The sequence below is a fragment of the Acidobacteriota bacterium genome (assembly GCA_039030395.1).
Lineage (GTDB): Bacteria > Acidobacteriota > Thermoanaerobaculia > Multivoradales > JBCCEF01 > JBCCEF01.
This window is the reverse complement of sequence record JBCCEF010000013.1, coordinates 14,819-39,066: the sequence shown is the minus strand read 5'-3', so window position 1 is coordinate 39,066 and position 24,248 is coordinate 14,819. Positions and strand designations below refer to the sequence as shown.

Annotated in this window: 21 protein-coding genes; 8 read left to right on the top strand and 13 right to left on the bottom strand. The window is 65.0% G+C overall.

Annotated elements, in window-relative coordinates:
- Positions 1–14: 14 nt before the first annotated feature.
- From AAF481_13155 to AAF481_13135, 5 genes are all read right to left on the bottom strand, one after another.
- Positions 15–959: a hypothetical protein gene (locus AAF481_13155; GenBank protein MEM7482117.1), complete on the bottom strand. Its 945-nt coding sequence runs from the start codon at positions 957–959 to the stop codon at positions 15–17.
- Positions 960–964: 5 nt separating this feature from the next.
- Positions 965–3,358 carry an aldehyde dehydrogenase family protein gene (locus AAF481_13150; GenBank protein ID MEM7482116.1) on the bottom strand — a complete coding sequence of 798 codons (2,394 nt, stop codon included), beginning with the start codon at positions 3,356–3,358 and terminating at the stop codon, positions 965–967.
- Positions 3,359–3,369: 11 nt separating this feature from the next.
- Positions 3,370–4,299 (bottom strand): deoxyribose-phosphate aldolase, encoded by a 930-nt coding sequence (deoC, locus tag AAF481_13145; protein ID MEM7482115.1) that lies wholly within the window; start codon positions 4,297–4,299, stop codon positions 3,370–3,372.
- A gap of 165 nt (positions 4,300–4,464) precedes the next feature.
- Complete coding sequence (locus tag AAF481_13140; protein ID MEM7482114.1) at positions 4,465–5,265, bottom strand: alpha/beta hydrolase; 801 nt, start codon at positions 5,263–5,265, stop codon at positions 4,465–4,467.
- Positions 5,262–6,752, bottom strand: a complete 1,491-nt coding sequence (locus AAF481_13135; GenBank protein ID MEM7482113.1) for a wax ester/triacylglycerol synthase family O-acyltransferase — start codon at positions 6,750–6,752, stop codon at positions 5,262–5,264. Before AAF481_13135 ends, AAF481_13140 begins: the two co-directional genes overlap by 4 nt.
- Positions 6,753–6,811: 59 nt before the next feature.
- On the opposite strand from AAF481_13135, the gene AAF481_13130 reads away from it, so the two are divergent.
- On the top strand, positions 6,812–8,065 hold the full coding sequence (locus AAF481_13130) for an amino acid aminotransferase (protein ID MEM7482112.1): 1,254 nt from the start codon (positions 6,812–6,814) through the stop codon (positions 8,063–8,065).
- A gap of 515 nt (positions 8,066–8,580) precedes the next feature.
- Entirely contained in the window at positions 8,581–8,976 is a 396-nt protein-coding gene (locus tag AAF481_13125; protein ID MEM7482111.1) for a VOC family protein, read from the top strand.
- A gap of 84 nt (positions 8,977–9,060) precedes the next feature.
- Here the strand turns inward: AAF481_13125 and AAF481_13120 are convergent, their stop codons facing one another.
- Positions 9,061–9,351, bottom strand: coding sequence for a hypothetical protein (locus AAF481_13120; protein ID MEM7482110.1), 291 nt, complete (start codon positions 9,349–9,351; stop codon positions 9,061–9,063).
- Between the two features lie 314 nt (positions 9,352–9,665).
- Here AAF481_13120 and AAF481_13115 point away from each other — a divergent pair, with 314 nt between their 5' ends.
- Both AAF481_13115 and AAF481_13110 read left to right on the top strand, forming a co-directional pair.
- On the top strand, positions 9,666–10,961 hold the full coding sequence (locus AAF481_13115; protein MEM7482109.1) for a hypothetical protein: 1,296 nt from the start codon (positions 9,666–9,668) through the stop codon (positions 10,959–10,961).
- A 52-nt stretch (positions 10,962–11,013) separates the two neighbouring features.
- Positions 11,014–12,255 carry a hypothetical protein gene (locus AAF481_13110; GenBank protein ID MEM7482108.1) on the top strand — a complete coding sequence of 414 codons (1,242 nt, stop codon included), beginning with the start codon at positions 11,014–11,016 and terminating at the stop codon, positions 12,253–12,255.
- Positions 12,256–12,297: 42 nt separating this feature from the next.
- Here the strand turns inward: AAF481_13110 and AAF481_13105 are convergent, their stop codons facing one another.
- The 4 genes from AAF481_13105 to AAF481_13090 are packed head-to-tail and all read right to left on the bottom strand — an operon-like array spanning position 12,298 to position 16,809.
- Positions 12,298–14,115 (bottom strand): AAA family ATPase, encoded by a 1,818-nt coding sequence (locus AAF481_13105; GenBank protein ID MEM7482107.1) that lies wholly within the window; start codon positions 14,113–14,115, stop codon positions 12,298–12,300.
- Complete coding sequence (locus tag AAF481_13100) at positions 14,112–14,987, bottom strand: hypothetical protein (GenBank protein ID MEM7482106.1); 876 nt, start codon at positions 14,985–14,987, stop codon at positions 14,112–14,114. Before AAF481_13100 ends, AAF481_13105 begins: the two co-directional genes overlap by 4 nt.
- Entirely contained in the window at positions 14,987–15,955 is a 969-nt protein-coding gene (locus tag AAF481_13095) for an ABC transporter ATP-binding protein (GenBank protein ID MEM7482105.1), read from the bottom strand. The genes AAF481_13100 and AAF481_13095 overlap by 1 nt, the downstream gene beginning before the upstream one ends.
- Positions 15,952–16,809 (bottom strand): ABC transporter permease subunit, encoded by an 858-nt coding sequence (locus AAF481_13090; GenBank protein ID MEM7482104.1) that lies wholly within the window; start codon positions 16,807–16,809, stop codon positions 15,952–15,954. The genes AAF481_13095 and AAF481_13090 overlap by 4 nt, the downstream gene beginning before the upstream one ends.
- 234 nt (positions 16,810–17,043) lie before the next feature.
- On the opposite strand from AAF481_13090, the gene AAF481_13085 reads away from it, so the two are divergent.
- Complete coding sequence (locus AAF481_13085) at positions 17,044–17,517, top strand: SET domain-containing protein (GenBank protein ID MEM7482103.1); 474 nt, start codon at positions 17,044–17,046, stop codon at positions 17,515–17,517.
- On the opposite strand, the gene AAF481_13080 is transcribed toward AAF481_13085, so the two are convergent.
- The 3 genes from AAF481_13080 to aspS form a co-directional block, all read right to left on the bottom strand.
- A complete protein-coding gene (locus AAF481_13080) occupies positions 17,511–19,229 on the bottom strand; it encodes a phosphate ABC transporter substrate-binding/OmpA family protein (protein MEM7482102.1) in 1,719 nt (572 codons plus the stop codon). The genes AAF481_13085 and AAF481_13080 overlap by 7 nt on opposite strands.
- Positions 19,230–19,294: 65 nt before the next feature.
- Complete coding sequence (locus tag AAF481_13075) at positions 19,295–20,059, bottom strand: PspA/IM30 family protein (GenBank protein ID MEM7482101.1); 765 nt, start codon at positions 20,057–20,059, stop codon at positions 19,295–19,297.
- Positions 20,060–20,191: 132 nt separating this feature from the next.
- Positions 20,192–21,967 carry an aspartate--tRNA ligase gene (aspS, locus tag AAF481_13070; GenBank protein ID MEM7482100.1) on the bottom strand — a complete coding sequence of 592 codons (1,776 nt, stop codon included), beginning with the start codon at positions 21,965–21,967 and terminating at the stop codon, positions 20,192–20,194.
- A gap of 180 nt (positions 21,968–22,147) precedes the next feature.
- On the opposite strand from aspS, the gene AAF481_13065 reads away from it, so the two are divergent.
- From AAF481_13065 to AAF481_13055, 3 genes are all read left to right on the top strand, one after another.
- The gene (locus AAF481_13065; protein MEM7482099.1) at positions 22,148–23,122 is read left to right on the top strand and encodes a lantibiotic dehydratase C-terminal domain-containing protein; all 975 of its coding nucleotides are present in this window, start codon (positions 22,148–22,150) and stop codon (positions 23,120–23,122) included.
- A 282-nt stretch (positions 23,123–23,404) separates the two neighbouring features.
- Entirely contained in the window at positions 23,405–23,569 is a 165-nt protein-coding gene (locus AAF481_13060; protein MEM7482098.1) for a hypothetical protein, read from the top strand.
- Between the two features lie 372 nt (positions 23,570–23,941).
- Complete coding sequence (locus tag AAF481_13055) at positions 23,942–24,190, top strand: Nif11-like leader peptide family RiPP precursor (protein MEM7482097.1); 249 nt, start codon at positions 23,942–23,944, stop codon at positions 24,188–24,190.
- Positions 24,191–24,248: the final 58 nt, after the last annotated feature.

Genomic DNA, 24,248 nt, shown 5'->3' with positions numbered 1-24,248 from the left:
GGGCCTTCGGGCATTCAGGGCCTCTTCGAGAGAGCGAAGGAGGCGAGGTAGATCTGCGCCGTTCCATCTCGTTCGGAGACGAAGACGAGGCGTGAGCCGTCCGGCGACCACGTGACGCCGAGGTCCGGCGCCGGGTGCTGGGTGAGGGGGGTGAGGCCGCTTCCGTCCGGCCGTACCAGGTAGATGTCGGTATTGCCCTCGCGGTCGGACTCGAAGGCCAGCCAGCGCCCGTCCGGCGACCAGGCTGGATAGTGGCTGCGGACACCGAGTTGGGTGATCCGGCGAAGGTCCGAGCCATCAGGCGCCATGGTGTAGATCTCCGCCGGAGTGCGCCGACGGTCCTCCGCCGGCGGAAAATCTCGCTCCGAAAAGAACGCGATGCGCGAGCCGTCCGGTGACCACTGGGGCGCCGACTCGTAGGACCGGGTGCGGGTCAACTGAGTCGCTTCGTCCTTCGCTGGGTCGTAGACGAAGACCTGGTGAGTGCCGGCACTCTCGGTCCAGGCGTCGTAGGCGATGAAGCGCCCGTCCGGCGATGCCACCGGCCGAAACTCATCGTGCCGGCCCGGGCCGAAGGATTCGACATCGGAGCCGTCCGCCGCGGTCGAGTAGAGCCGCCAGCGCCCGTCCGGATTCTCCTCCGAGGACCGGTTCGAGTAGAAGAAGATCCGTTCGCCGTCCGGAGACCAGGACGGTCCGGCGTCCGTCGCGGCATGGCGGGTGACGCGCCGCGGATTCGAGCCATCCGCATTCATTGTGTAGATTTCGAGGTTCCCGTCGCGATTCGACTCGAAGGCCAGGCGCCGGCCGTCGGGGGACCACGCCGGTTTGTAGTTCGATCCCCCGGAAGTGAGAGGGACGGGAGCCGCCAAGAACCGTGGAGGCTTCGGGGCCGCACTGGTGCAGGCCGCGAGAAGAATCAGGGCGGCGATGGCCTTCGCCGGCTGCCGAGGTTGCAAGAAGACTACTCGCCCCAGGGCACCCAGATGTTCTTCACCTGGATGGCGTGGCGCAGAAATTCTTCGCCAGCGCCTTGCTCGGAGTTCGTCCAATCGCGGCCCGGGTGGCCGACCCAGGTGCGCTTGAGGTTGCCGATGGAAGCGCTCTCCAGGGGCTCCGCTTCGGCCTTGGGGCCGAAGTACCAGAGACCGTCGAGGTCGTCGTGCTTCGCCATCTCCGGCGCCAGGACGGACCGCTCGCCGGTGACGATGTTGACGACGCCAGCCGGCACATCGGAGGTCTCGAACACCTGATAGAGGTCCGTTGCCGCCAGGGGGTGGGCCTCGGACGGGACCGCCACCACGGTGTTGCCCATGGCGAGGGCCGGGGCGACGGTGGATGTGAAGGCCAGAAGGGGATTCTCGTCCGGGCAGACGATCCCTAGGGTGCCCAGGGGTTCGTGCACGGCGAAGGTGAAATTGCGGATCGGCACCGCCTGCACCGTGCCGGCGTATTTGTCCGCCCAGCCGGCCCACAGGAACCAGCGCTCGATGGCGCGCTCGACTTCCTGGGAGGAGGCCTTGGCCGTGGCGCCGGTCATGGCGACGATGCGGCCGGCCAGCTCCGCCTTGCGCGGTTCGAGGTTTTCGGCGACATAGAAGAGGATCTGTGCCCGCAGGTGGGCGCTCGCCTTGGCCCAGCCGGGACCGGCCTTGCGAGCGGCGGCGACGGCGTTGCGGATGTCCTTGCGGTTGCCCTCGCCGATCTCGCCCACCGGTGAGCCGTCAGGACCCACGACGGAGCGGCTGTAGCCGCCGTCCGGGCGCGCCTGCTTGCCGCCGATGTACATCTTGGCGGTGCGGTCGATGCCGATCGCCACGGCGGCCGGCTTGCCCTTCGCCTTCTTGGAAGGTTTCTTGGCCACCTTCTGCGGTTTCTGCTCGGTTGCCAGTTCCCAGGCCGGGCGGATGTACTCCCACAGCCCCTCTTCGCCGCCCTCACGGCCGTAACCGCTCTCGCGGTAGCCGCCGAAGCCGGCGGCGGCGTCGAACTGGTTGGTGCAGTTGATCCACAAGGTACCGGCTTTGATGCGCGCCGCCACCTGCAGGGCGAGGTTGATGTTCTCGGTCCACACGCTGCCGGCCAGGCCGTAGCGAGTGTTGTTGGCCAGGGCGACCGCCTCGTCCGGCGTGCGGAAGGTCATCGACACCAGCACCGGACCGAAAATCTCCTCCTGCGCCACGGTGTCCGCCGGCTCGACGCCGGTCAGCAGCGTGGGGGGGAAAAACCAACCGTCCGTCGGGCAAGTCGCCGCAGGTTGCCAGAGGGTGGCGCCTTCCTCGACCCCGCGGTCGACCAGAGCCTTGATGCGTTCGAGCTGCACCGGCGCCACCACGGCGCCGATGTCGATCGCCTTGTCCAGCGGGTCGCCCAGGCGCAGGGTTTCCATGCGGGTCCTCAGCTTGTCGTGGAAGCGCTCCGCCACGCCCTCCTGCACCAGCAGCCGCGAACCGGCGCAACACACCTCGCCCTGGTTGAACCATATGGCGTCCACCACGCCCTCGACGGCGCCGTCCAGGTCCGCGTCGTCGAACACCACGAAGGGCGATTTGCCGCCGAGTTCCAACGACAGTTTCTTGCCGGTGCCGGCGGTGTCCCGGCGCAGGACGCGGCCGACCTCCGTGGAGCCGGTGAAGGCGATCTTGTCGATGTCCGGATGGGCGACGATCATCTCGCCGACGGCGCCGTCACCGGTGACCAGATTGACCACCCCCGGCGGCAGGCCGGCATCGCGGCACAGCTCGGCGAAGGCGATGGCCGACAGTGAAGTGAATTCCGCCGGCTTCAACACGATGGTGTTGCCCGTTGCCAGGGCCGGCGCGATTTTCCAGGCGAGCATCAGCAGCGGGAAGTTCCAGGGGATGATCTGGCCGGCCACCCCCAGCGGCCGCCAGTTCGGGTGGCGCTGGTCGATGACTTGCGCCCAGCCGGCGTGGTGGTAAAAGTGGCGGGCCGCCAGCGGCACGTCGAGGTCGCGGCTCTCGCGGATCGGCTTGCCGTTGTCGAGGGATTCGAGCACCGCCAGGCGCCGCGAGTGTTTCTGGATCTTGCGGGCGATGGCGTAAAGGTGGCGAGCGCGGCCGTAGCCGCCGATCTTCCACCAGTCCGACTGCGCCGCGCGAGCTGCCGCCACCGCCTCGTCGACCTCCCGTGGGCCGCACTGGGCGATGCGCCCGAGCACCTTTCCGGAGCCCGGTGCGTGGGTCTCGAAGTCGCCGCCGGAGGCCTCCGAGCGCAACTCGCCGGCGATGAAGGGTCCGAAGCGACGGTCGTGCCGCTCCAGCCATTCCTCGGCCGGGGCGGCGGATTCCGGCGCCGGGCCGTACTCCATGGATTCGAAGATTTCGGCGACGCTCATTTCGGCGATCCTCAGGCGATGGGGTGGCGGAAGGACGCCGAGTAGCGCCCGGTGAGATGGTGTTCGAGTTGCCGTTCGAGATCTCCCAGCAGGCTGCTGGCGCCGAAGCGGAAGCGGTCGTTGGTCAGCCAGCCGTCGCCCACCTCGTCTTTCATCATCGCCAGCCACTCCACCGCCTGCTTGGCGGTGGAAATGCCGCCGGCGGGCTTGAAGCCGACGGCGTGGCCGGTGCGCTCGTGGTACTCGCGCAGCGCCCGCACCATCACCAGGCTCACCGGTAGGGTGGCGTTGGCCTTTTCTTTGCCGGTGGAGGTCTTGATGAAATCGGCGCCGGCCATCATCGCCACCAGGCTGGCGCGGGCGACGTTGCGCAGGGTGGCGAGTTCCCCGGTGGCGAGGATCGCCTTCAAATGAGCATCGCCGCAGGCTTCGCGGAAGGCGCGAACCTCGTCGTAGAGGGCCGGCCAGTCACCGTTGAGGACGTGGGCGCGGGTGATGACGATGTCGATCTCCCGGGCACCGGCGGCGACCGAGGCGTGCACCTCCGCCAGTCGCTGCTCGAAGGGCGAGAGGCCGGCCGGGAAGCCGGTGGAGACGGCGCACACCGGGATGCCGGACCCTTCGAGGGCGCGGACGGCGGTTTCGATCATCGAGTGGTACACGCACACCGCCGCCACCTTGAGGTCGAGATCTCCCACCCCCAGGCCTTCGAGGATGTCCCGTCGGATCGGCTGCCGAGCTTTGGCGCACAGCCGCTTGACCCGGCCCGGCGTGTCGTCGCCAGCCAGTGTGGTCAGATCGATGCAGGTGATCGCCCGGAGTTGCCAGGCGGCCTGCCAGTCCTTCTTGACGCTGCGCCGCTTGGGTAAGGTGGCGGCTCGGCGCTCGACGGCGCTGGTGTTGACCCGCACGTCGCGCACCCAGCCGAGATCCAGCTCCATGCCGGGATTGCGCTCCTCTTCGGCCTGTTCCGCTGGGGAGCGCACGGGTGGATCGGAGACTGCGGGGCGAATGTCGCGAACGGTCATGATGGCTCCAGGAAGGAAGCCTATCAGGGATCCATCGTCGCACGGCGAGGGCTTCCTGAGGCCTCGCCGGATCTCGTTTCATTCCGCCGGACGGTTCGTTGGGTGCCCTGGCCTCGGATAGAGATACTTCCTCAGGCCCTCGCGCTCGAAGGGCCTCCATTGGCCCGGTTCCTGGGCCAGCCGATCGGCGATGACGTGCAGTACCAGTGGATTGAAGCCCATACCCAAGTGGCTGCCGACCACCTCGACGCTCTCGCTCCGGTCGCTTTCCTGCTCGACGCAACACTGCCAGGCGGTGACACCGTCGGAGCGCGAGTAGATGGCGGTGGTGGGCACCGGCGGAGTCTGCTGGCGGGCGGCGATCTCCTCGGGGTCCATGTCGTCGATCTTGAAGCCGCTGGTGCGCTCGAAGAGCCGCCAAGACCAGTTGGCTTTGGGGTTGCCGGTGAACGGGCTGCCGAGGGTGATCACCTGTCGTACCGAGTCCGGGTGCTGTCGCGCCAGCTCGCGGGCATAGATGCCGCCGAGGCTCCAGCCGATCAAGCTCACCCGGCGATCCGTGCGGCGGCGCACTTCTGCCAGCCGCGCCGCCATGCGCCGTTCGAGGCCTGGCCGCAGCCCGAGGTTGCGGCCGAGGCGCCAGCGAAAGGGACGATAGCCGAGATGGCGCAGGTAGGCGCGCAGCGGCTCCGTCGACAGATCGCTCGCCAGGTAGCCGGGGAGAACCAGTACGCCGTGTCCGTCGCCGCGCGGCGCCTTGTTCAGCACCGGCATGGCCATCACCGAGGCGGCCGCCTCGTAGATCGCTCGCGGCTCCAGGAACAACCACAGAGGCGAGGGGGGCTTGAGGTGGTTTTTTGATCGAGGGGTCGCGCTCATGAATCTTCCGGAGTAGCGGTGGGCGAATCGGAGGAGAGGCTGGCGGCCGCCTCCTCCAGGTCTTCGAAGGACTGTCGCAGGTAGAGGGCGAATCGGTCGACGTCTGGCAGAGTGCGGCGGCAGGCGGTGATCCCGATCCCCAGACTGCCGTCATAGCTGAACACGGCGAGCAGGACTCCGAGGCCATCGAACAAGGGCGCGGTGCCGAAGTGGGTGAGCATGCGCGAGCCCCCCAGATACAGGGGAACTTGGGGTCCCGGCACGTTGGTGATCACCAGATTGAAGGGCGGACGGTGAAACCGCGCGGCTCCCATCCCGGTGTACAGGCGGGCAGCCAGGGCGGCGACGGAAAAGGGCACGAACTGGGTGTAGTCCGTCAGGGTGTCGGCGCCGATGGCGCGATGGTAGGCCTTGCTGGAGACCGAGTCCCGGTGAATCGAACGCAAACGCTCCAGGGAATCCGGCTCGTGGGTGGCGAGGGGAACGAGCATCGCCGAGACCCGATTGCCGAGGGCTTCGTTCTCGTCGCGACCGCGCACCGAAATGGGAGCCATCGCCACCAACGGGTCCGTGGGCAAGTCGTCGTACTCCGCAAGATAGCGGCGGAGGGCGCCGGAGCAGATCCCGAGAACCAGGTCGTTGATCGTCACCCCGTCCGGAGCGATGCCCGAAAGGTGGCGCCGGAGGGCTCGCAGCCGATCGAGCGGCAGGCTGACCGCATCCCAGACCCGCTGCCCGCTGATCGGCCCGTTGAGGCGGGTGCGTGGCGCCGTGAAGGGCGAAGGCGGCAGTTCCACTCGTCCCAGAGCCCACAACGCTCCGGATCCGGCAAGACCTTTCAGGGTGCGGCCGACGGTCTTGGCCAGGGCGAGTGGTTTGCCGGCCGCCCGGCGACCGGCGGAGAACAGCAAATCGAGGTCCGTCGGCGTGTCGTCCGGCTTCCAGGCGGCGATCGGCGTGTCGTCGCTGGCCTTGGGCGTCAGGTCGAAGAGCGCTCCCAGTACCTCGGCCCCGGACACACCGTCGACCGCCGCGTGGTGCATCTTGGTGATCAGGGCGACGGCGCCCGGTGGCACCCCCGGCAGCTCGCCGAGGCCCTCGACGAAGAGGATCTCCCACAGCGGATGTTCGCGCGCGAGCGGCCGAGCGATCTCGTGCGCCATCAGCGAGGTGAGTTGCGCCCAGCCAGCAGGCTCTGCGAGGGTGGTGTGGTGCAGATGATGGTCGAGGGAAAAGTCTTCGTCGTCAACCCAGGAGGGGCTTGCCAGGCCGGTGGGGTCCTTCGCCAGCCGTTGCCGGAGGATGGGAACCCGGGGCAGTCGTTGGGCGATGCGCCGGCGGAATCTCTCGAAGGTGAAGGCCCCTCGAGGAGTGGTGCCTTCCATCAGCGCCAGGGCGCCGATGTGCATCGGAGAGCGCGAATTCTCCAGGTAGAGGAAGGCGGCGTCGAGGCCGAGCAAAGAGGTCACGAAGAGTGACGTTAGCATGTCCGATTTGCTAACCTCAGAGCTCTTTTTAGCGTTTTCAATCCTCCGGAGTTCCAGCGATGTCATCGACCCGTGGTGGTAGTCATCTATTCCGAGGCGTGTCCCTGGCACCGCCGGATCCGATCCTCAGCCTGAGCGAGGATTTTCGGCAGGATCCGCGCTCCCACAAGCTCAATCTTGGGGTGGGGGTGTACGCCAACGCCGAAGGGGCGACGCCGGTCCTGGAAGCGGTCAAGGCGGCGGAGCGGCGTCTGGTCGAGGAGGAGGGGAGCAAGAGCTACTTGCCGATCCCCGGCGATCCGGCCTACGGCCGCCGGGTGCGGGATCTCGTGCTCGGCGCCGACCACCCGGCGATTGCCGAGGAGCGTTCCTTCACGGTGCACACTCCGGGTGGCACCGGCGCCCTGCGGGTGTTCTTCGAGACGGTTCAGAACATCCGTCCGGGGGCCGAGGTGTGGTACTCGAACCCGACCTGGGTCAACCACCAGCCGCTACTCGAAGCCGTGGGTTTGAACAGCCGGGCCTACCCTTATTTCGATGCGACGGCGCAAGATCTCGCCTTCGACGCGATGGTCGATGCGCTGGGGGAGGTGTCGGAAGGAGATCTGGTGTTGTTCCACGGCTGCTGCCACAATCCCAGCGGCGTCGACCTTCAGCCGGAGCACTGGCCGATCCTCGGCGAGCTCCTCGCCCGGCGTGGTGCCCTGCCGGTTTTCGACTTCGCCTACCAGGGGTTCGGTGAAGGTCTGGAAGAAGATCGCGCGGGCATTCTCGAAGTTCTCTCGCGGGTGCCCGAGGCGGCTGTCTGCAGTAGCTTTTCGAAGAACCTAGGACTCTACCGGGAAAGGGTCGGCGCCTTGACCGTGGTGACCGCCAAGGTCGCTGAGCGGGAGCCGATGTTCAGCCAGGTGAAGCGAGCCATTCGCTCCCTCTACTCCAGTCCACCGTCCCACGGCGGGGCGGTGGTCGCCCGGGTGCTCACCGATCCTGCGATCCGTGGCGGTTGGTTGGAGGAGCTGTCGGCGATGCGATACCGCATCGAGGAGATTCGGCGTCTCTTGGCCTCCGCCCTGGATCAGCACCAGCTCCGCCTGCACCCCGAGGGCAACGACTTCATCATACGGCAGCGCGGTATGTTTTCCTTTACTGGATTGAGCCGCGCCGAAGTCGTACGCCTGCGGGAGGAGCAAGCCGTCTACATGGTGAACTCCGGTCGCATCAACGTCGCCGCGCTGAACCCTGATTCGGTGAAGCGGTTGGTAGAAGCGATTGCGGCGGTGCGCGGGGTGGGTTCTATTCACATTGACCCGTAAAGTAGTGGTATCGACCCCGTTCTGGTGGACAGTTTGATCTAGCCGCGCGGGTGGCCTTGTGGATCGGTCAGCAATCTCTTTCGGGTTCGACCCTACAGTGGCTCGCCGGCGCGAATATGGCCGATGCATCGGGCCTGTGGCAGGGCACAGGGCTACCCGCGGGACCGGTCGAGGTCCTAGCCGTAGCACCGCAAGCCGACTTCGGAACCGCTAGTCGATCCCTGAGCACGACCATTCCATATCCCTGGTCTTCGACTCTTGTATTGCGGGCTCACCTCTAGCCGGGGTGGCGACTCAGTGGGCCGGACTCGCCTAGCCCATGGTGAATCAAGATTAGACTGAGTCCAGGATCTGACCCTACGTCAAGCCGGTGGCTCCATCGGAACCACCCTTCCGAAGGACATGGCGAACCGCCTTCATCTCGCAGTGGGCGATCGGGGGCTCCTGTGGTAGAGCAGTCTGGAGTCAGGAGGCTGTCGATGAACGGCGGCGCTCCGCCATAGGAGAACCAGACCATGACCCAGCAGCAAGGCCCCCGCCGACCGGGCTTCTCGACCGTGACGCCCTACCTGATCGTCGATAACGCCCCGGCCTTGGCCCGCTTCGTCGCGGAGCTTTTCGGCGCCGAAGAGTTGGATCGCACCCTCGACGATGACGGCCGCCTTCGGCACGCCTCCTTCCGTCTCGGCGACTCGATGATCGAAATGAGCAGCGCTCGCGCCGAATGGAAGGCACGGCCGGGTTCCCTGCACGTCTACTGGGAAGACGTGGACGGCTGTTTCCGGCGGGCACTGGAACTCGGCGCCGAATCGCTCCACGAGCCGATGACCATGGACTACGGAGAGTACGGAGCTGCCTTAGAGGATCCCTTCGGTAATCACTGGTATCTGGCGCGCTATCTCGGCGACTGATCGTCGTGGCCTGGTGGCTTGAAGAGTTCATGGCCTGCCGCCGCCTGATCGCTCGGGACGAGCCGGGCGGCGGCAGGATTCGTTCTATACCTGTTCGATCACTTCACATTCGGCGCGACAGATGGCTTCGCAGATATCGATGCAGTGCCCCGCGTCGTCGGCGGGGTTATCGTACTCGGGATCTCCACCATCGCCGGCGCAATCCACGATGCAGCGCACCTTGTCGACGGACTGATTCTTTTCGAGGTCGAGCGGAATGACCTTGGCCGTTCCCTTGGTGTCGCCCTCGGCCTCCTCGGCGACCAGGACCGGCGCCATGGTAATGGCCACGAACAGCGCGATGAGGATTGCGAACATTGAACGAGACTTGAGCATTACCTTCTCCTTTTCAAAGAGTGATGATTGGATTTCCGGGAATGAAAATAATTTAACCGAAAGTGTTTAAATGATCAAATTTGATATATGTGAATATTGCGCTCAGGAGTGAGGACGTATTCGATGCGCCCGCCTGGCGCCGCTGGTGAGAGCGCAGTCCTTATCGGGCGGGGACGAGCGGGTCGCCGATCTCACGAAGGTGGTCGTCGCGCCTTCTGCGGCCTGCCGCGAAACGTTTTTCCTCCCCTCGGACACCCTGGGCAGATCGCCCTATTCCGGCACTAATTTCGAAGGGAGGACTTGGAAAAATGGCAGTGAGCGAATCAAGCGTCAAGTTGTGGGGTCAGTACCGCACCGCGATGGTGGACACCCTGTCCCAGGGCGCCGATTGGAACAGCGTTCAGCTCGTGACCGCGCCTCTTCCCGCCACCTGGAACGAGAAATACTGGAAGAAGCGCACCGACGGCAAGAAAGAGCGCAAGGCGGTGGCCCGCTGGGTGCTCAATACCCAGGGCAACGTGATCCCGTCCTGGAGCGCAAACTACAAAGAGAGCGGCCAGACGGTCACCGGCTCCTACGAGCTGATCTTTACGAATATCGATATCCCCCCGGCCGATCCGGCGAATCAGCAGAAGGCCAACGAAGCCGCCGAAGAGCTCGGCGAGGCGCTGGAGAATCTGAATATGCTGGAGGGCAATCTCTTCGAAGAGTGGGATGCCTTCAATACCAAGCAGGAAGGCCTGCCTCCGAACCGGCAACTGTCTTTCCGGCAGTGGTACACCAAGTTCCAGGCGCCCAAGATCTCGGCCGCCCAGGGCAGAGTGGATAGCGCTCAGCAGACCTACGTCAGCTACTTGAACACCAGCACCCAGGGTTGGCAGACCTTCGCCCAGATGCAACAGCGCTTCAACGATCCGCAGTTTCAGGTGGTCGGGATGACTCCGCCCCCCAACTCGTCGGAGGTGGATCAGCGGACGTTCGATACCGCCGCCGATCTCCAAAAGTTCATCGATGATTTCAAGGCCGGTCAGCGGCAGTCCCAGGAGATCATCATCACCAGCAAGACGGAGGTCTCTCACGAGTCGACCTTCAATGTCGGCGCCAAGGCCGGATGGACCAACGGGTTCGTCGCGGTGAGCGGCGGCGGCGAGTACGAAGAGGTGAACATCGACAACACCTCCGACGAGTTCAAGATGGTGTCGCGGTTGAGCTCCTGGCAGCAGTTCCCGATCCGGCCCGGCGGTTGGTACATGGGATCCCAGGTCGCGGCCTTGGAAAACGGACCGTGGCAGCCCGGTGGCATCATCGGCAACGGCACCAAGAAGCCTTGGGGTCAAGGCGGCATCTTTCCGCTGATGATCTCGTCCCTGGTGGTGGTGATGCAGCCGGAGGTAGAGATCAACCTCGGCCATTCGGCCTACAACGAAGTGAGGAAGAAGTGGGGCGCCACCGCGGGAGTCCGCATCGGCCCCTTCACCTTCGGTGGCAAGGCCGGCGGCAGCTCGAAGGACGTGACCTTCAACGAGGATACGTTCTCGATCTCCGCCAAGGACACCACCGGAGTGCCCAAGATCTTCGCCGTGCTCAACAACGTCTTGCCGATTTCCTGAGGCAGGGCCAGCGGGTATGGTTGCGGGGAGCTTCGGCTCCCCGCTTTCTCGTTTGAACCGTTCGCCCGCCTGCGAGGCCGCCATCAACGCCACCCACCTCTGGACCCGCCATCTGCGAACCGCCCTCGAGGTCGGCGGCGTTCCCCGCAGCGGCTATTGCCCGCAGGCGGTGACCGTTCCGCTGGTGGCGAACTGGAACGATTCGAAGTTCGGGCCCTTCTACGGGGAGGCCTTTGCGGACGATGTTCCGAAGTGGGGAGAGACTTACCTGCGCGGCGTGCCGTCCGTCGAAGCGAGCTACCAGCTCTTCCTCACCAACATCGATGTGCCGGTCTCTCCCGAGACCGCCGAGCGGCAGAGGGACGTTGCCTGGTCGCTTGTCGAGGCTCCGCGGACGGGTGACGTTTCCGCTTTCGGCGGTGGCGCGAAGGCGCCTTCGCCGGCCGGCGTCGTCGCCGCTCGGGTACAGGGCCGGAGGGTGCTCGAAGGAGTGCGGGCGGAGATCGAGGAACGGTTGTCGCGGCAGAGCAAGGGCCGCCTGGCACAGCCGGAGGAGGACCGCTGGGCGCTCTATGTCCAGGCACTGAACGCTTTTCTCGATCCGCACCATTTCTCGCAGATTCGGACCCCCAGCGGCGGCCACGAGACCATCGGCGACTACCGTATCGACCGCTGCAAAGCGCGCTGGCGCGATCCAGCGCAGGGTCTGCGCGCCGCATCAGCACCGATTGCGGCGGTGGCCGGGCCGGTGATGGTGGGGGAGTGGTCCGCCGCCGATCTGTCCCTGGGCACGGCGAGTTCCCGCGAACTGGTCAGACTGCGCCCACACGAAGGAAAGCCGGGTGCCCAGCGTGGTTTCAGGGAACTCGCAGGAACGACCGGGAACTTCGCCACCAAGGTCGATGCGTTGGAGGTGCGCTGGTCATGCATCAGGCGCCTCGGATGGTTCCTCCCGGCGGTCGTGCCGCCCTTTGAAAACGGTCCGTGGCTGCCCGATGGACCCCTGGGAAGCGGGCAGGTCTCGCTGTGGGGGCCGAAGGGGATCCTCCGGCTCCTGCCGCTGTTCCTGGGAACCTGCCGGCGTCCTCGGGTGTTGATCACTCCGGAGAGGAAGGCGGACTTCACGCCCCTCGCGGACACCATGGCCCGTCACGGGGTGTCCGTCGGGCCTTTTTCCTACTCGGCGCAAGCCGTCGCACCGGACTCGCAGGGCCATCGAATCGCCCTCGCCGAATCCGAGAAACAGTTCGTGGTGACGGTGGTGAGTTCGGAGATGCCGTTTACCGGCGACTGAGGGAACAAGCTCGGATGCCTGCGACCCTGCGCCGCTTCGTCGTCACTCCCTCACCTGCATCCGAAGATCATCGATCCGCCGGTTGACTTCGCCCAGGGACAGCTTTGCAAAACGCGGCGGAAGGAACCGGGTGTCGGTGCATTCCTTGACCGCCAGCAGGTCCATCAACTGGAGGCGCTCGACGTGGGCGGAAGGGCGCACGTCTTTCAGCACCTCGCGGATCACTTCCGGCAGGGCTTTGCGGTCTTCGTCCTCCGGTTGGGTCTCGTAGAGGCGAAGCGCCCGCACCAGAATGCCCTCCATCTCGTTGCCGCCGATCTGTTCATTGTCCGGCGGGTCCGGCAAGTCGTCCGGGTCGATGCCCAGGCCGACCTTGCGGGCCATGGCGCGGAACAGGTCGCGGCGACTTTCGGGAGTGCCCGGCGGGAACAGCGGGATGTGGACATCCAACCGTCCCTGGCGCTTCAAATCGACCTCCACCAGATCCGGCCGGCTGGTGGCGAACACCCAGATGATCTTGCCGCGGTTCTCGGTCTTCGACATCTCCCGGGCGAGCATGCCGTAAACCCGGCCGGAGAGGCCGGAATCGCCATCGCCGCCGCCCCGTTTGCCGGTGGCCTGGTCCGCCTCGTCGACGAATACGATCACCTGGCCGAGGGCGCGCAGGATGCCGAACACCCGCTCCAGGTTGGCTTCCGTCGCGCCGACCCACTTCTCCCGAAAGTTCTTGATCTCGACCACCGGCACGCCCACCTCGCCGGCCCAACAGTGGACCAGAAAGGTCTTGCCGGTGCCGATCCGTCCGCACAGCAGGTAGCCCATGGGAATGGCCCGTAGGCGGCCGCGCTTCAGGAGCTCGGCGTCCTGTCGCAGCCAGGCCTTGGCCTCCTCGTGACCCGCCACGTCATCGAGGGTGCGGTCCGATTCGAGGAAGGTGATGCGGCCAAAGGCTTCCTTCTCGATCAGTTCTTTCTTGACGTCCGTCAAGTATTCCTGGGTGATGCGGTCGGATTCGGCGCCGTTCCCGCTCGCCAGGGCGCGGCGCAGCAGAGCCCGCACATTCACCCGCGACAGGCCGACCAGGCGGCCGGCCAGCGCCTCGCGGCTGACGTCGCTGGCCTGGTCGAAGTCCACGCCGTCGGTCTCGGTGAGGACGAAGGTGCGGATCTCGTCCGCCGTCGGCAGCTCGATAGAGAGCTTGGCGGCGTAGGGGTTCTCGGCCAAGCTGCGGTGGATCTGGGCGAGGTTCTCGGTGATCAGGACGGTGGCGACTAGGCCCTCCGTCAGGGCCGGGTCGCTGGCCCAATCGAGGAGCCGGATGAGGATCTGGCTGCGCTCCCCGGAGAGGTGCAGCGGATCACCCTGAGGCGCCACGAAGTGGGCGTAGTCGATCACCACCGCCACCCGCAGCGGCGCCGGAACCCGCCGACCCTCCTCGTCGATCTCCGTCAGCCGTTGGCTGCCGCGCAGGAAACGGTCGAGAACCTCCAGCGCCTGGCGCGCGTCCCGCGGGAGCTGATTGGCGAGGTCGAGGGTTTCGACTTTGCCTTCGCCGGTGTCCGGCAGGGCCGCCCAGGAGGTGCCCCGGAAGGAGTCGTACATCTTCAAGAACTGATGGAAGTGGTCGCCGCCCTTGCGCACTCGGATACCGCGGCCGCGGTCGTAGTGGATCACCACATCGAAGGGCTCGAACATCACCTCGGTCAAAAAGCGACGCAGCGAGACGAAGCGTCCGCCGGTGCCTGCCGGCGGCGTCGGTACCAGGTCGTGGACGTTGCCGTAGAGCAAGAACTGGCTGGCCGAGCCGGAGCGGTACAGGTGCCCCATACGATCGGCCCATTCGGGCATGGCGTCGTTCACGTCTCTTCCTCGAGGATGGTCGGTAGGGCGGGCAACTCGAAGTCCTCGTCCTGGCCGGCGGGGCCGAGGAGGTCGCGATTCTCATCCATCCAGCGGTGGGTCTCGGTCATCGTGGCGGTCACCGAATCGAGGCGGGTGGAGAGGGCGCCGGGGCCGCCGGAGACGGCCGATTCTTCGCGGATCAGCTCCACCTGCTGTTCGATGCGGGCCAGCTCCGAGTCGATCACCCGAAGACTCTTGTCCGCCCGTTCGAGGTTCTCGAGGCGTCGCTGCTGGATCTCCAGGGTACCTTCGAGGGAGCGCCGGAGCGCCGGATCGGCTTCGTCGCCGATTTTCGCCAGGCGCTCTTGGAGGTCCGCGATCTCGAGGGCCAGGATGTCGCGGTCGAGATCCTTCAAGTTCTGGACGATGGACTCGCGCGACGCCAGCAGGCGCAGGAAGATTCCCAGTAGCTGGTTGAGGTTGCGCGCCTTCATGTCGGCGAGATTGCCGCCCAGATCGTCGCGACCGATGCCCTCGGTGATGCCGAGAATTCGCCGGCATTCCTGGAGCAAACGGCGGTAGCGCTCGCGGCCCGCGGGAGACAGGCGGACGATGGACTTCTGGACCTTGTGATCGAACCTTTGCTGGGCGGCCTGGAGGGCCTCGCCCTGCACAACCTTCTGGAAGCGTTCGCTCGCAGCGGTGGCGGTGACCAGGCCGAGTTCAACGGCGGCGCCCAGCAGCCAGAACCCCGGATTCGCGATACCCAGTACGCCGAAGACGCCGACCAGCATCAAGTTCAAGGGCACCGCGCCGAGGAGCGGCACGTTCACTTTGCGAAAGAAGGCGGCTTTCAGGTAGTCCCCGAAACCGAGTGACTTGTCGGGCATCAGAAATCGCTCCCGCGCACTCTGCGGGCGCCGGCCTCCAACTGGCTGAAGGCCGCCGCCACCTGCCGGACGGCGTTCTGGAACACAGGAGTCTCCTGCTCCGTGAGGGGGTCGGCGTCGCGTCGCGGCGGCAGGATCTCCTCGAAGGCCGCGCCGATGGTGCCCGGCGCCCGGGTGAGAATCCACAGGCGATCCCCCAAGTACACCGCTTCGGAGATCGAATGGGTGACCAGGAAGACGGTGGCTTCCACGTCGTGCCACAGCTCGGTGATCAGACGCTGCATCTCGTGGCGGGTGGGCTCGTCGAGTGCAGAGAAGGGCTCATCCATCAGCAGAATGCGCGGCTGGAGCACCAGCGAGCGGGCGATGGCAACCCTCTGTTGCTGACCTCCGGAAAGCTGGTGCGGGTACTTGTGCTCGTGGCCGGCCAGGCCGACTCGCGAGATCAGGTCCATCGCTCGGTCGTCCATTTCCGAGCGGCTCGAGGACAACTCCTCGCGGTTGACCTCCAGCCCGAAGGTGACGTTCCTCAAAACCGTGCGGTGGGGAAAGGAGCTGTACTTCTGGAAGATCATGCCGCGGTCGCGCCCCGGCCCGGTGACCCGGCGACCGCGCACCCGCACCTCGCCTCGGGTTGGCGGATAGACATCCGGAAAGCCCTGGATCAGATTGAGCACCGTCGACTTGCCGGAGCCGGACGGGCCGATCAGCGAGATGAACTCGCCCTTGCCGGGGGTGTCCTCGACCCGGAAAGTCACATCCTTGATCGCCGTGTAGGCCTTGGGGGTGCCGGCGGCGAAGGTCTTCTCGACGCCGCTGAACTCGACGATCGGCGGCGGCCCGGCCGGCGGTACGTCCACCGGCGATGAGGCCGTCGGCTGCTCCGTAGGAACGGTGGCTTCGCCCGTCGGCGTCGGTTCGGCGGCTTCACCACGCCTCCAAAGGGCCATCTGGCGCCACCAGCTCATCGGTGGCCCTCCCGGTAGGGGAAAAGCTTCTGCCCGATGAAGGCCCAGATGCGATCCGTCAAGAAGGCGACGGCGACGATGATCAGGAGCACCAAATAGATGTGCTCCCGCGGTCCCTGGCGCTGGGAGACAATGATGATGCCGCCGACACCGCGGCCGATATCGACCATCTCCGCCAGGATGATGTAGCTCCAGCCAATGCCGAATCCGAGGCGGAGCGCCTGGTAGATGTCCTGCCAGGCGACCCCCAAAAGGACCTTTGAGACCACCTGCATCTTGCGGGCTCCGAGGGTATAAGCGGTCTTCAGAAAGACGTCGTCGACTTTGTCCACCGCCTGCACGATCAAGGGCAGCAGGTAGATGCCGAAGGCCAGCGCCAGGAAGATGATCTTCTGCGACTCGCCGGTGCCGAACAGGCTCAGGGTCAAGGGAACCAGAGCCGGAATCGGCAGGTAGGCGCCGAGCACCGACAGCGGGTTAAAGGTGGCCTTGACTTTGGTGAAAGCACCCATCGCCAGGCCGAGAGGGAAGACCACCGCCACGGCCACGGCGAAGCCCGCCACCACCCGCCCGAAGGAGACGAACAGATTGCGGGTGAGAGCGCGCTCGAACCACAGCGAGGGAATCGAGCGCAGCACTTCGAGGGGGCTGGGCAGGATGACCGGCGAGATCATGCGCGATTCCGCCGTTGCGCCGGCGGTGATCAACCACCAAATTCCCAGCGTGGCCAGAATGGGCAGAGTGCCGAGGAGCCACACCAACCACCGGGGAAGGGTTTCCCGGATCTTCAGCCAACCGCCACCGTTCCGGGGCTCCAGCGGCGAATCGGCGGGCGTTGCGGCGTCTCTATTCATCGAAGGCCCCTGTCTTCCTCCGCTGACGCGGATTCCGAGCCGTTGCGGGCCGGGGTGTCAGGCATCTTTGCATTCGCAGATCCGCATGCGTATCGAAATTTCCAGAGTGATTTGCTAGTATGCACATGCGTCTTTTTGCTGAATAGCATGTTCGCGAGCGGAATGGCCGAACCACCGTGATGCTCGATCACCGGCCAGCGCGGCGCCGCGGCCGCCTAGCGAGGAGTTTCCCCTATGGATCCTGTCCAAATCGTCAATGACAAAGGCTACTTCAAGGTCGTCACCCAGCAGGACGTGGCCGTCAGTGGAGTGATCTTTGCGTGCTCGCCGGACGAGCTGACGGCGGAGCGCACGCTCCGCACCATCCAAGTCGACGAGCACACCCATCTACAGAATCACTTCCTGGACTTCGTCAACCACGCCTGCGCTCCGACCTCGATCTTCGATCCGGAGCGCCTGGCCTTTGTCGCTCTCAAGCCGCTGTCGGTCGGCGACGAGGTGACGTTCTTCTATCCCGGTACCGAAACCCATCTGGCTCACGAATTCACCTGCAACTGTTCCCACCGTGAGTGCCTCGGCTATATCGTCGGCGGCCTCGACCTGACGGTGAAGCAGATGCGCGCGGCCCTCGATCGAGGCCTGTGCACGCCGGTGATCGCCCGCCAACTCGAAGCGGCGGTCGCCGGTGCCGTCGCCGAGGCTCACTGAGCCTCAGGCGGATAGACCGAAATCTCCACTCGCCGATTGAGGGCATGATTGTTGGGATCGGCCGAGTCCGCCGGCTGATTCCAACCCTGGCCTTCGACCACGAACTTGTCCGGATCGAATTCGAACTCCTTGGTCAGGGCGTCCCGCACGGAGCGCGCTCGATCCTCGGACAGCGTCTTCACGTCCTCGAAGCGCACCCCCAAGCCCTTCATCGACGCGTCCGTGTGGCCGACGATGGCGACCACGGCGCGCTCGTACTGGCCTGCCAACCGGCCGACCTTCTCCAGCGTTGCGTTGACGTTGGGGTCGTAGAGGGTACCGGCGACGGGATTGTCGAACTCGTCGTGCTGCGGCTCGTAGATGTTCGCCGAGTTGGGGTAGAAGTTGATTCGGATCGTCTGGGTGAGGATCGGTGCCTCGGCCCGCACCTTGGAGTAGCTGGTGGGGGCGAAGGTGGTGCGGTATTCGTCTTTCTGATGGGCGAAGGTGCCGGCCGCATCGAGGGCCTTCAAGTACGAGAAGTCCATCACTTCGTCGAACCGCACCGGCGTACCGATCAAACCCAACTCGCGGTACACGAAGGTGATGTTCTTCCAGGTGCGCTCGAAGTTGGCGGGCTCGTTCTGGTTCAAGAAGAAGGCCTTGTTCTCTGCGAAGTTGGTCGAGTGGGCGTCCGCCTCCATCGCCTGCACCTCGTCCACCGGCATGCCGTACCCATCGCTCATCCACTGGAAGGCCTGGGCCTTGAACGTATCGTCCTTCAACCGCTCCATGCCCTGGAAGATGCCGGAGACCAAACCCTGCACGATCTCCGGGTGGTCCTGGGCGAAGTCCGCCCGGACCGCCCACACATCGGCGATCAGTTTGTTGGCTTCCGCGGTGGTGGTGAGAATGCGGGTGCCCCGCACGTTCTCGGGAATGTTGTAAATGTCCGGTGCCCAGGAAACGCAGGCGTCGATGGAGGAGTCCGACACGAAGGCCGCGGCCGCCTCGAAAGCGGTGGCGGTAAATTTGTGGTTCACCTCCGACGGCTGGATGCCGGCATTGAGCAGCAGGTTGTTCAAGAAATACTGCGACGGGCTGTTCTGGGCGTAGACGATGGTTTTGCCCTTCAAGTCCTTGGCGCTCTGGATGCCGTCGCGCACCACGATGCCGTCGCCGCCGTTCGACCAGTCCACCTGCTGCACGATGCGCGGTGCGGTGCGGGAATCCTTCATCAGGTCCGGTGCGAAGAGCGCCATCATGTCGAGGGTGCCCCACAGCACGTGGCTCTCCCCGGAGGCGAAGGCGTCGCGCGCCACCACCGGGTCGTCGATCAGTTTGAGATTGACTTTGAAGCCATGCTCCTTGAAGAAGATGCTCTCTTCATTCGGCCGGAAGCCGCCGTTGGCGGCGACGATCGGCAGCCAGCCGACCCACACATTGATCGGGAAATGGACGATCTTCTCCGCCTCGTCCCACTGGTAGTTGCTGACCCCCTGGACCGGCGGCAGCTTTTCCGCCGCCACGTAGGCGTATTCGTTGACGGTGGTGATGCCGGAAGTGTCCGGGGCCTCGTACTTCTTGAATTCATCGAGGTCGATGTCGCCGGCCTGCCGGCCGCCCGGAGCGATCAAGTCCCAGAAGAAGTAGATCGCGCCGCCGAGCAAGGCCAGCACGAACAAAAAGATGACCAGTTTGCCCAGTTTGGTGGGTCCGACGTTGTCTGCCATGGGTTCCTCCCGATGTATCGATTCTGCGCCGCTTCGGCCGCTTCCCGCCGCGGCAGCGCTTTAGCTCAGCTTTCGGTCAACTCCGGCCCCATCTGCTTGGCCGGCGGGGTCGTCTCCGGGGCTTCGGTCGTCTCGGTGCCTTCGGTCGCCGGCATTTCGATGCCGTAGGCGGCGGCGAATTCGTTCAGGGCCTGGTCGGCGAGGGCCTTCTGTTCGGCTTCCAGCAGCTCCACCTCGCTGGTGTCGATGCTCGAAGAGGCCACTCGCGCCCGCCCGGCGGCCAAATCCCGGCGCTCCTTCAGGTACTCGTCCACCCGGTTCAGGGTGTCGCCGGAGCCACCGATCTCGGTGATCATGCCCTTCGCCATCTCCTGCAGCTCGGCCTGCGCTTCGAGCATCTCCGTTTCCGTCAGCAGGCGCTTCAGGCTCTCGATCTTCTCGCGCGCTTCTTTGACGGAGACATCGCGCGACTTGACCAGCTTCTTGTAGGTCTCGTCCGAGGCTTCGAGTTGGACCCGGTTCTCTTCCAGCTGCTCGCGCACCGTCTTCAACTGGAGGGCGTACTGCCCGGCGGCGTCACGATTGCCGACCTTGAGATTGGCGGCGGCCTTGGCGGCCAGTTCGTTCTCGCGTTTCTCGAGGTTCTTGACCTGCCGCATCAGGCGCTCGACGAAGGCCGCGTGCTGCGCCAGACTCTCGTTGAAACGGGAAATCTGGCGGCGTAGATTTTCCTTCTCCGCCTCGATCAGGGCGCGGGGATTCTGTTTCTCGATTCCGGAGATGAAGAGGCTGAAGAATCCCCGGATCAGGTTACCGATGCGATTGAGCATCGTGGCTCCTTTCTGCGAGCGAAGACACTGGTCTGAACGGACTTACGACCGAAACCGCTGGAGAATTCCGTGGCCGCAGAATAGCAACGGGCCGGAAGAGGGTCAAACCACAATTCGAGGCCGTGGCGGACCTCAGTCGTCGTCCCCTTCCGGCAGATCGAGGGCGAGGTGGACGTCCGCCAGTTGATCCGGCCTGATGGCGGCCGGGGCGCCCATCAGGAGATCTTGTGCCTGCTGGTTCATCGGGAAGGCGATGACCTCGCGGATGTTCGGCTCGCGGGCCAAGAGCATGACGATGCGGTCGACTCCCGGGGCCAAACCACCGTGCGGCGGCGCACCGTAGCGGAAGGCGTTGAACATGCCGCCGAAGCGCTCGCGCACCTCGTCCTCACCGTAGCCGGCGATCGCGAAGGCCTTGAGCATGATGTCCGGCCGATGATTCCTGATCGCTCCGGAGGACAGCTCCACGCCGTTGCACACAATGTCGTACTGGTAGGCCAGGATCGACAGAGGGTCCTCCGTCTGCAACGCCTCCAGCCCGCCCTGGGGCATGGAGAACGGGTTGTGGCTGAATTCGATTCGGCCGGTTTCCTCGTCGCGCTCATAGAGCGGATAGTCGACAATCCAGCAGAAGCGGTAGGCGTCTGCCTCCAGCAGCTCCAGGTCTTCGCCCATCCGTTTGCGCAGGGCGCCGGCATAGGCCGCCGCCTGGGACGGTGGGTCGCAGGTAAAGAGGAGGGCGTCGCCCACGGTGACACCGCAGGTCTCCTGGAGGCGACTCGCTAGCTCCGGATCGATGGCCTTGGAGAGGCTGCCCTTGAGACCCTCTTCGACGAAGGCGACATACGCCAGTCCCGGCATGCCGAGTTCCTTAGCCCACTTGGTGAGCTTGTCGAACCAGCTCCGCGACCGGTCCGCCGCCCCCGGCGCCGGTACCGCCCGAACGACGGCACCGTTCTCGATGGCGCCGGAGAAGATCTTCACCTCGGAGCCGCGGAAGACTTCCGTGACGTCCGAGATCTCGATCGGGTTGCGCAGGTCCGGCTTGTCGCTGCCGTACTTGAGCATCGCTTCGGCGTAGGGGATGCGCGGGAAGGGCGGAGGGGTTACGGCAGAATCCGAAAACTCCGCGAAGAGCCCGGCCATCACCGGCTCGATGGCTTGGAAGACATCCTCCTGATCGACGAAGGAAAGCTCCACGTCGAGCTGGTAGAACTCGCCCGGCGAGCGATCCGCCCGGGCGTCCTCGTCGCGAAAGCAAGGTGCGATCTGAAAATAACGATCGAAACCGGCCACCATCAGGAGCTGTTTGAACTGCTGCGGTGCCTGGGGAAGGGCATAGAACTGTCCCGGATGCAGTCGGCTGGGCACCAAATAGTCGCGCGCGCCCTCCGGCGAACTGGCGGTCAGGATCGGGGTCTGGATCTCCTGGAAGCCAGCCTCCGTCATGCGCCGCCGGATGGCGGAGACCACCTGTGACCGCAACACAATGTTCTGGTGCAGTTTCTCCCGCCGCAGGTCGAGGAAGCGGTAGCGCAGCCGGATGTCCTCGGGCTCCGTATGGGCGCCACTCACCTGTAGCGGTACCACCTCGGCTGCCGACAGGATTTCGAGATCGTCGACCATCACCTCGACTCGTCCCGTCGGCAGCTCGGGATTCGGGCTCTCCCGTGCGACCACTTTGCCGGTTGCGCGAATCACCGATTCATGGTGTAAATCCGCCGCCGCTGCGTAGTGCGGGCTCTCCGGGGTGATGACACACTGGGTGAGTCCGTAGTGATCGCGCAGGTCGAGAAACAGAAGCTGACCCAGATTGCGAGCGCGATGCAGCCAGCCGGAAAGGCGAACTTCCTCGCCGGCGTTCGCCGGGCGCAATTCTCCGCAGGTGTGAGTTCGGTAGCTATGCATGATCGTTGATTCCCCGTGATAGACAATGCGGCCGCTGGGCGCGGCGAGAATCGCGAGTCTACCGCGCCGCCGAGGTCCGGTCACCGGTTCCGGGATGGGTCACAAGAAGCTGCCGTGAGGACGTCTCGCCGACGGCTCACCGGATAACATCTCCCGACCGCCTCCATTGGGTAGCCTCCCGTGACCGATAACCGATCTTCTGCCGATCCCGTCCTGACCGCCAATCTTTACGCTCGCGGTCGGCTGGACGCGGTGATCGCCGAGGTCATCGCTCCCTTGCGCAGGGCGATGGGGGAGGCCGGTTGGCTGTGGTTTCTGCGCTATCCCAAGGGCGGGGAACACCTGAAACTCAGGGGGTATGCCGAAGCGCCGCAGGTGCCCACCTTGCGGCACGAACTCGCTGCCCGCTTCGCCCGCTTCGCAGAAGACGGGAAAGGCACCGACACCCCCGGCCCTGCCGTGGGGCGGAGCCTCCCGGCCATCGATCTCGAAGACGATGTCGAAAGTCCCTACCCAAATCTCACCCTGCGCTGGACCGAGTACCGGCCCAGTGCCGTGTCCTTGGGCGGTGGGCCGTTGTTGGAAGATGCCACCTACCGTGAACTCTTCGGCCGCGCGGCGGCATCCTGCTGTGAACGGTTGGTCGGTCTCATGGCGGCGCCGCGGTCCGGTCTGCTGACCGCCGGCGGTCGCCTGCGAATCCTGGTGGAGATCGTCAGCACGTCGTTGGCCGGGTTGGGCTGGTCACGAGAACGGCTGGCGGCCTACTTTTCGTATCACCGCGACTGGATCATTCGCTTGCCGCTGCTCGGCCGGAGACAAGCGGGGAACTCCATTGCCCGGCTCGAAGAACGGGCTCGGACGTCCGCCATCAGCGGCTCCTTGATGGCCGGGCTGCGAGTGTCCGAGGAGGAGGCGCGGCCGCTGGTGAATTTCGTCGACTACCTCCGACGATTCGAAGGAGATCCGGTCTATGTCATCGATCCCTTTGCCGAGGGTCCGGTGTTTCCGGCCCTTTTCAAGGTGTTGCACGGAGTGTCCAATGCTTGTGGCTTGCGCATGACTCAGGAGCGGTTTGCCTACCACCTCTTGCTGCGCGGTGAAGATCGAGTGGCGGCCCTCCGGCCGGTCACACTTCGGCCGAGCGCCGGATAGGAGCGGCGCGCTCTGTCATTGGGACAATGAAGTTGTATGTGATAGCAGGCATACTTAATATCATCTTTTTATGGTAAGCTGACAATGGTTGTATTTTGGTAAGTCGTTTGTCCTTCTGCCAAGGGGGTGGTCGCCGTGGAGCGCGAAGCGCGACGCCTAGGCTCCGGCCTGCCGGAGCTGGGGCTTTCGACTCACGGCATGTGGGATCTGTTCTAGCTGCGGAAGATCGTCGGGCCGCCGCCTCGCCGGTGCCGATCGGCGAATGAGAGAAAGGAATTCCCAATGGACAAGGACAAGCTGAGAGAAGTGGCACTCGAGAAGATCGATGGCATGGACGAGACGGAGATCGATGGCCTCGCCGACGACGAGATCGAAGAGGCCACCGGTGGCATCTGCTCCATCTGGTGCTGCTCCGGGCAGATCGAGCGTAGCCCGGACATCCAGTAGGAAAGGCGTCGCGCAGGCCCACCGGCGCGGAATGAAGATCTTCGAAAGATCGCCGCTCCCGCTCCACGGGGTACTTCGCTAGCCTGCTGGTCTTCGCGCGCACTTTCCTACTGTCGACCACCGCCGGCAAGCAACCGGTGTGAAGCCCGCCGCTCGCCGAGTCGCTCGCGTCGAAGAACGAGAACTGCCGGCTGTCCAACGATTCTGTGGGCTTCCCGAGGGGGGCAAAAGGCTCTTTACTTTGTTGCGGTTAGCGATCAAGGGGCCAACGCCCATCAGGTCCTCCGGGGCCTTGTCCTGGTCTTGACAGCAGGCGTGCCGGGAGCATAGTTTGTTGTCATATTCAGGAATCTACAGAAGGAAAAAGAAAAGATGACAAACACTGACCTGATCAGGTTTCAGCAAGATCTGGGACGCGACGCCGCGCTTCGCGCCGAGTTTGAGAGCCTGGCGGAAGACCTGGCCACCTGGTCCGTCTGGGCTCGCTCGAAGGGCTACGACCTGAGTCCGGATGATCTGGCGGATCTCAACGAAGAAATCTCCGACGACGATCTCGACGAGGTCGCCGGCGGCTGGTCTTCGTCCGATCCTCCGCCGCCCCCGCCGGGCGGTGGCGGCTGATCTCAGACGTCTGAACCGCATCGGGTGACCCGCACCCTCGCGGCCTGGTGGCCGCTTC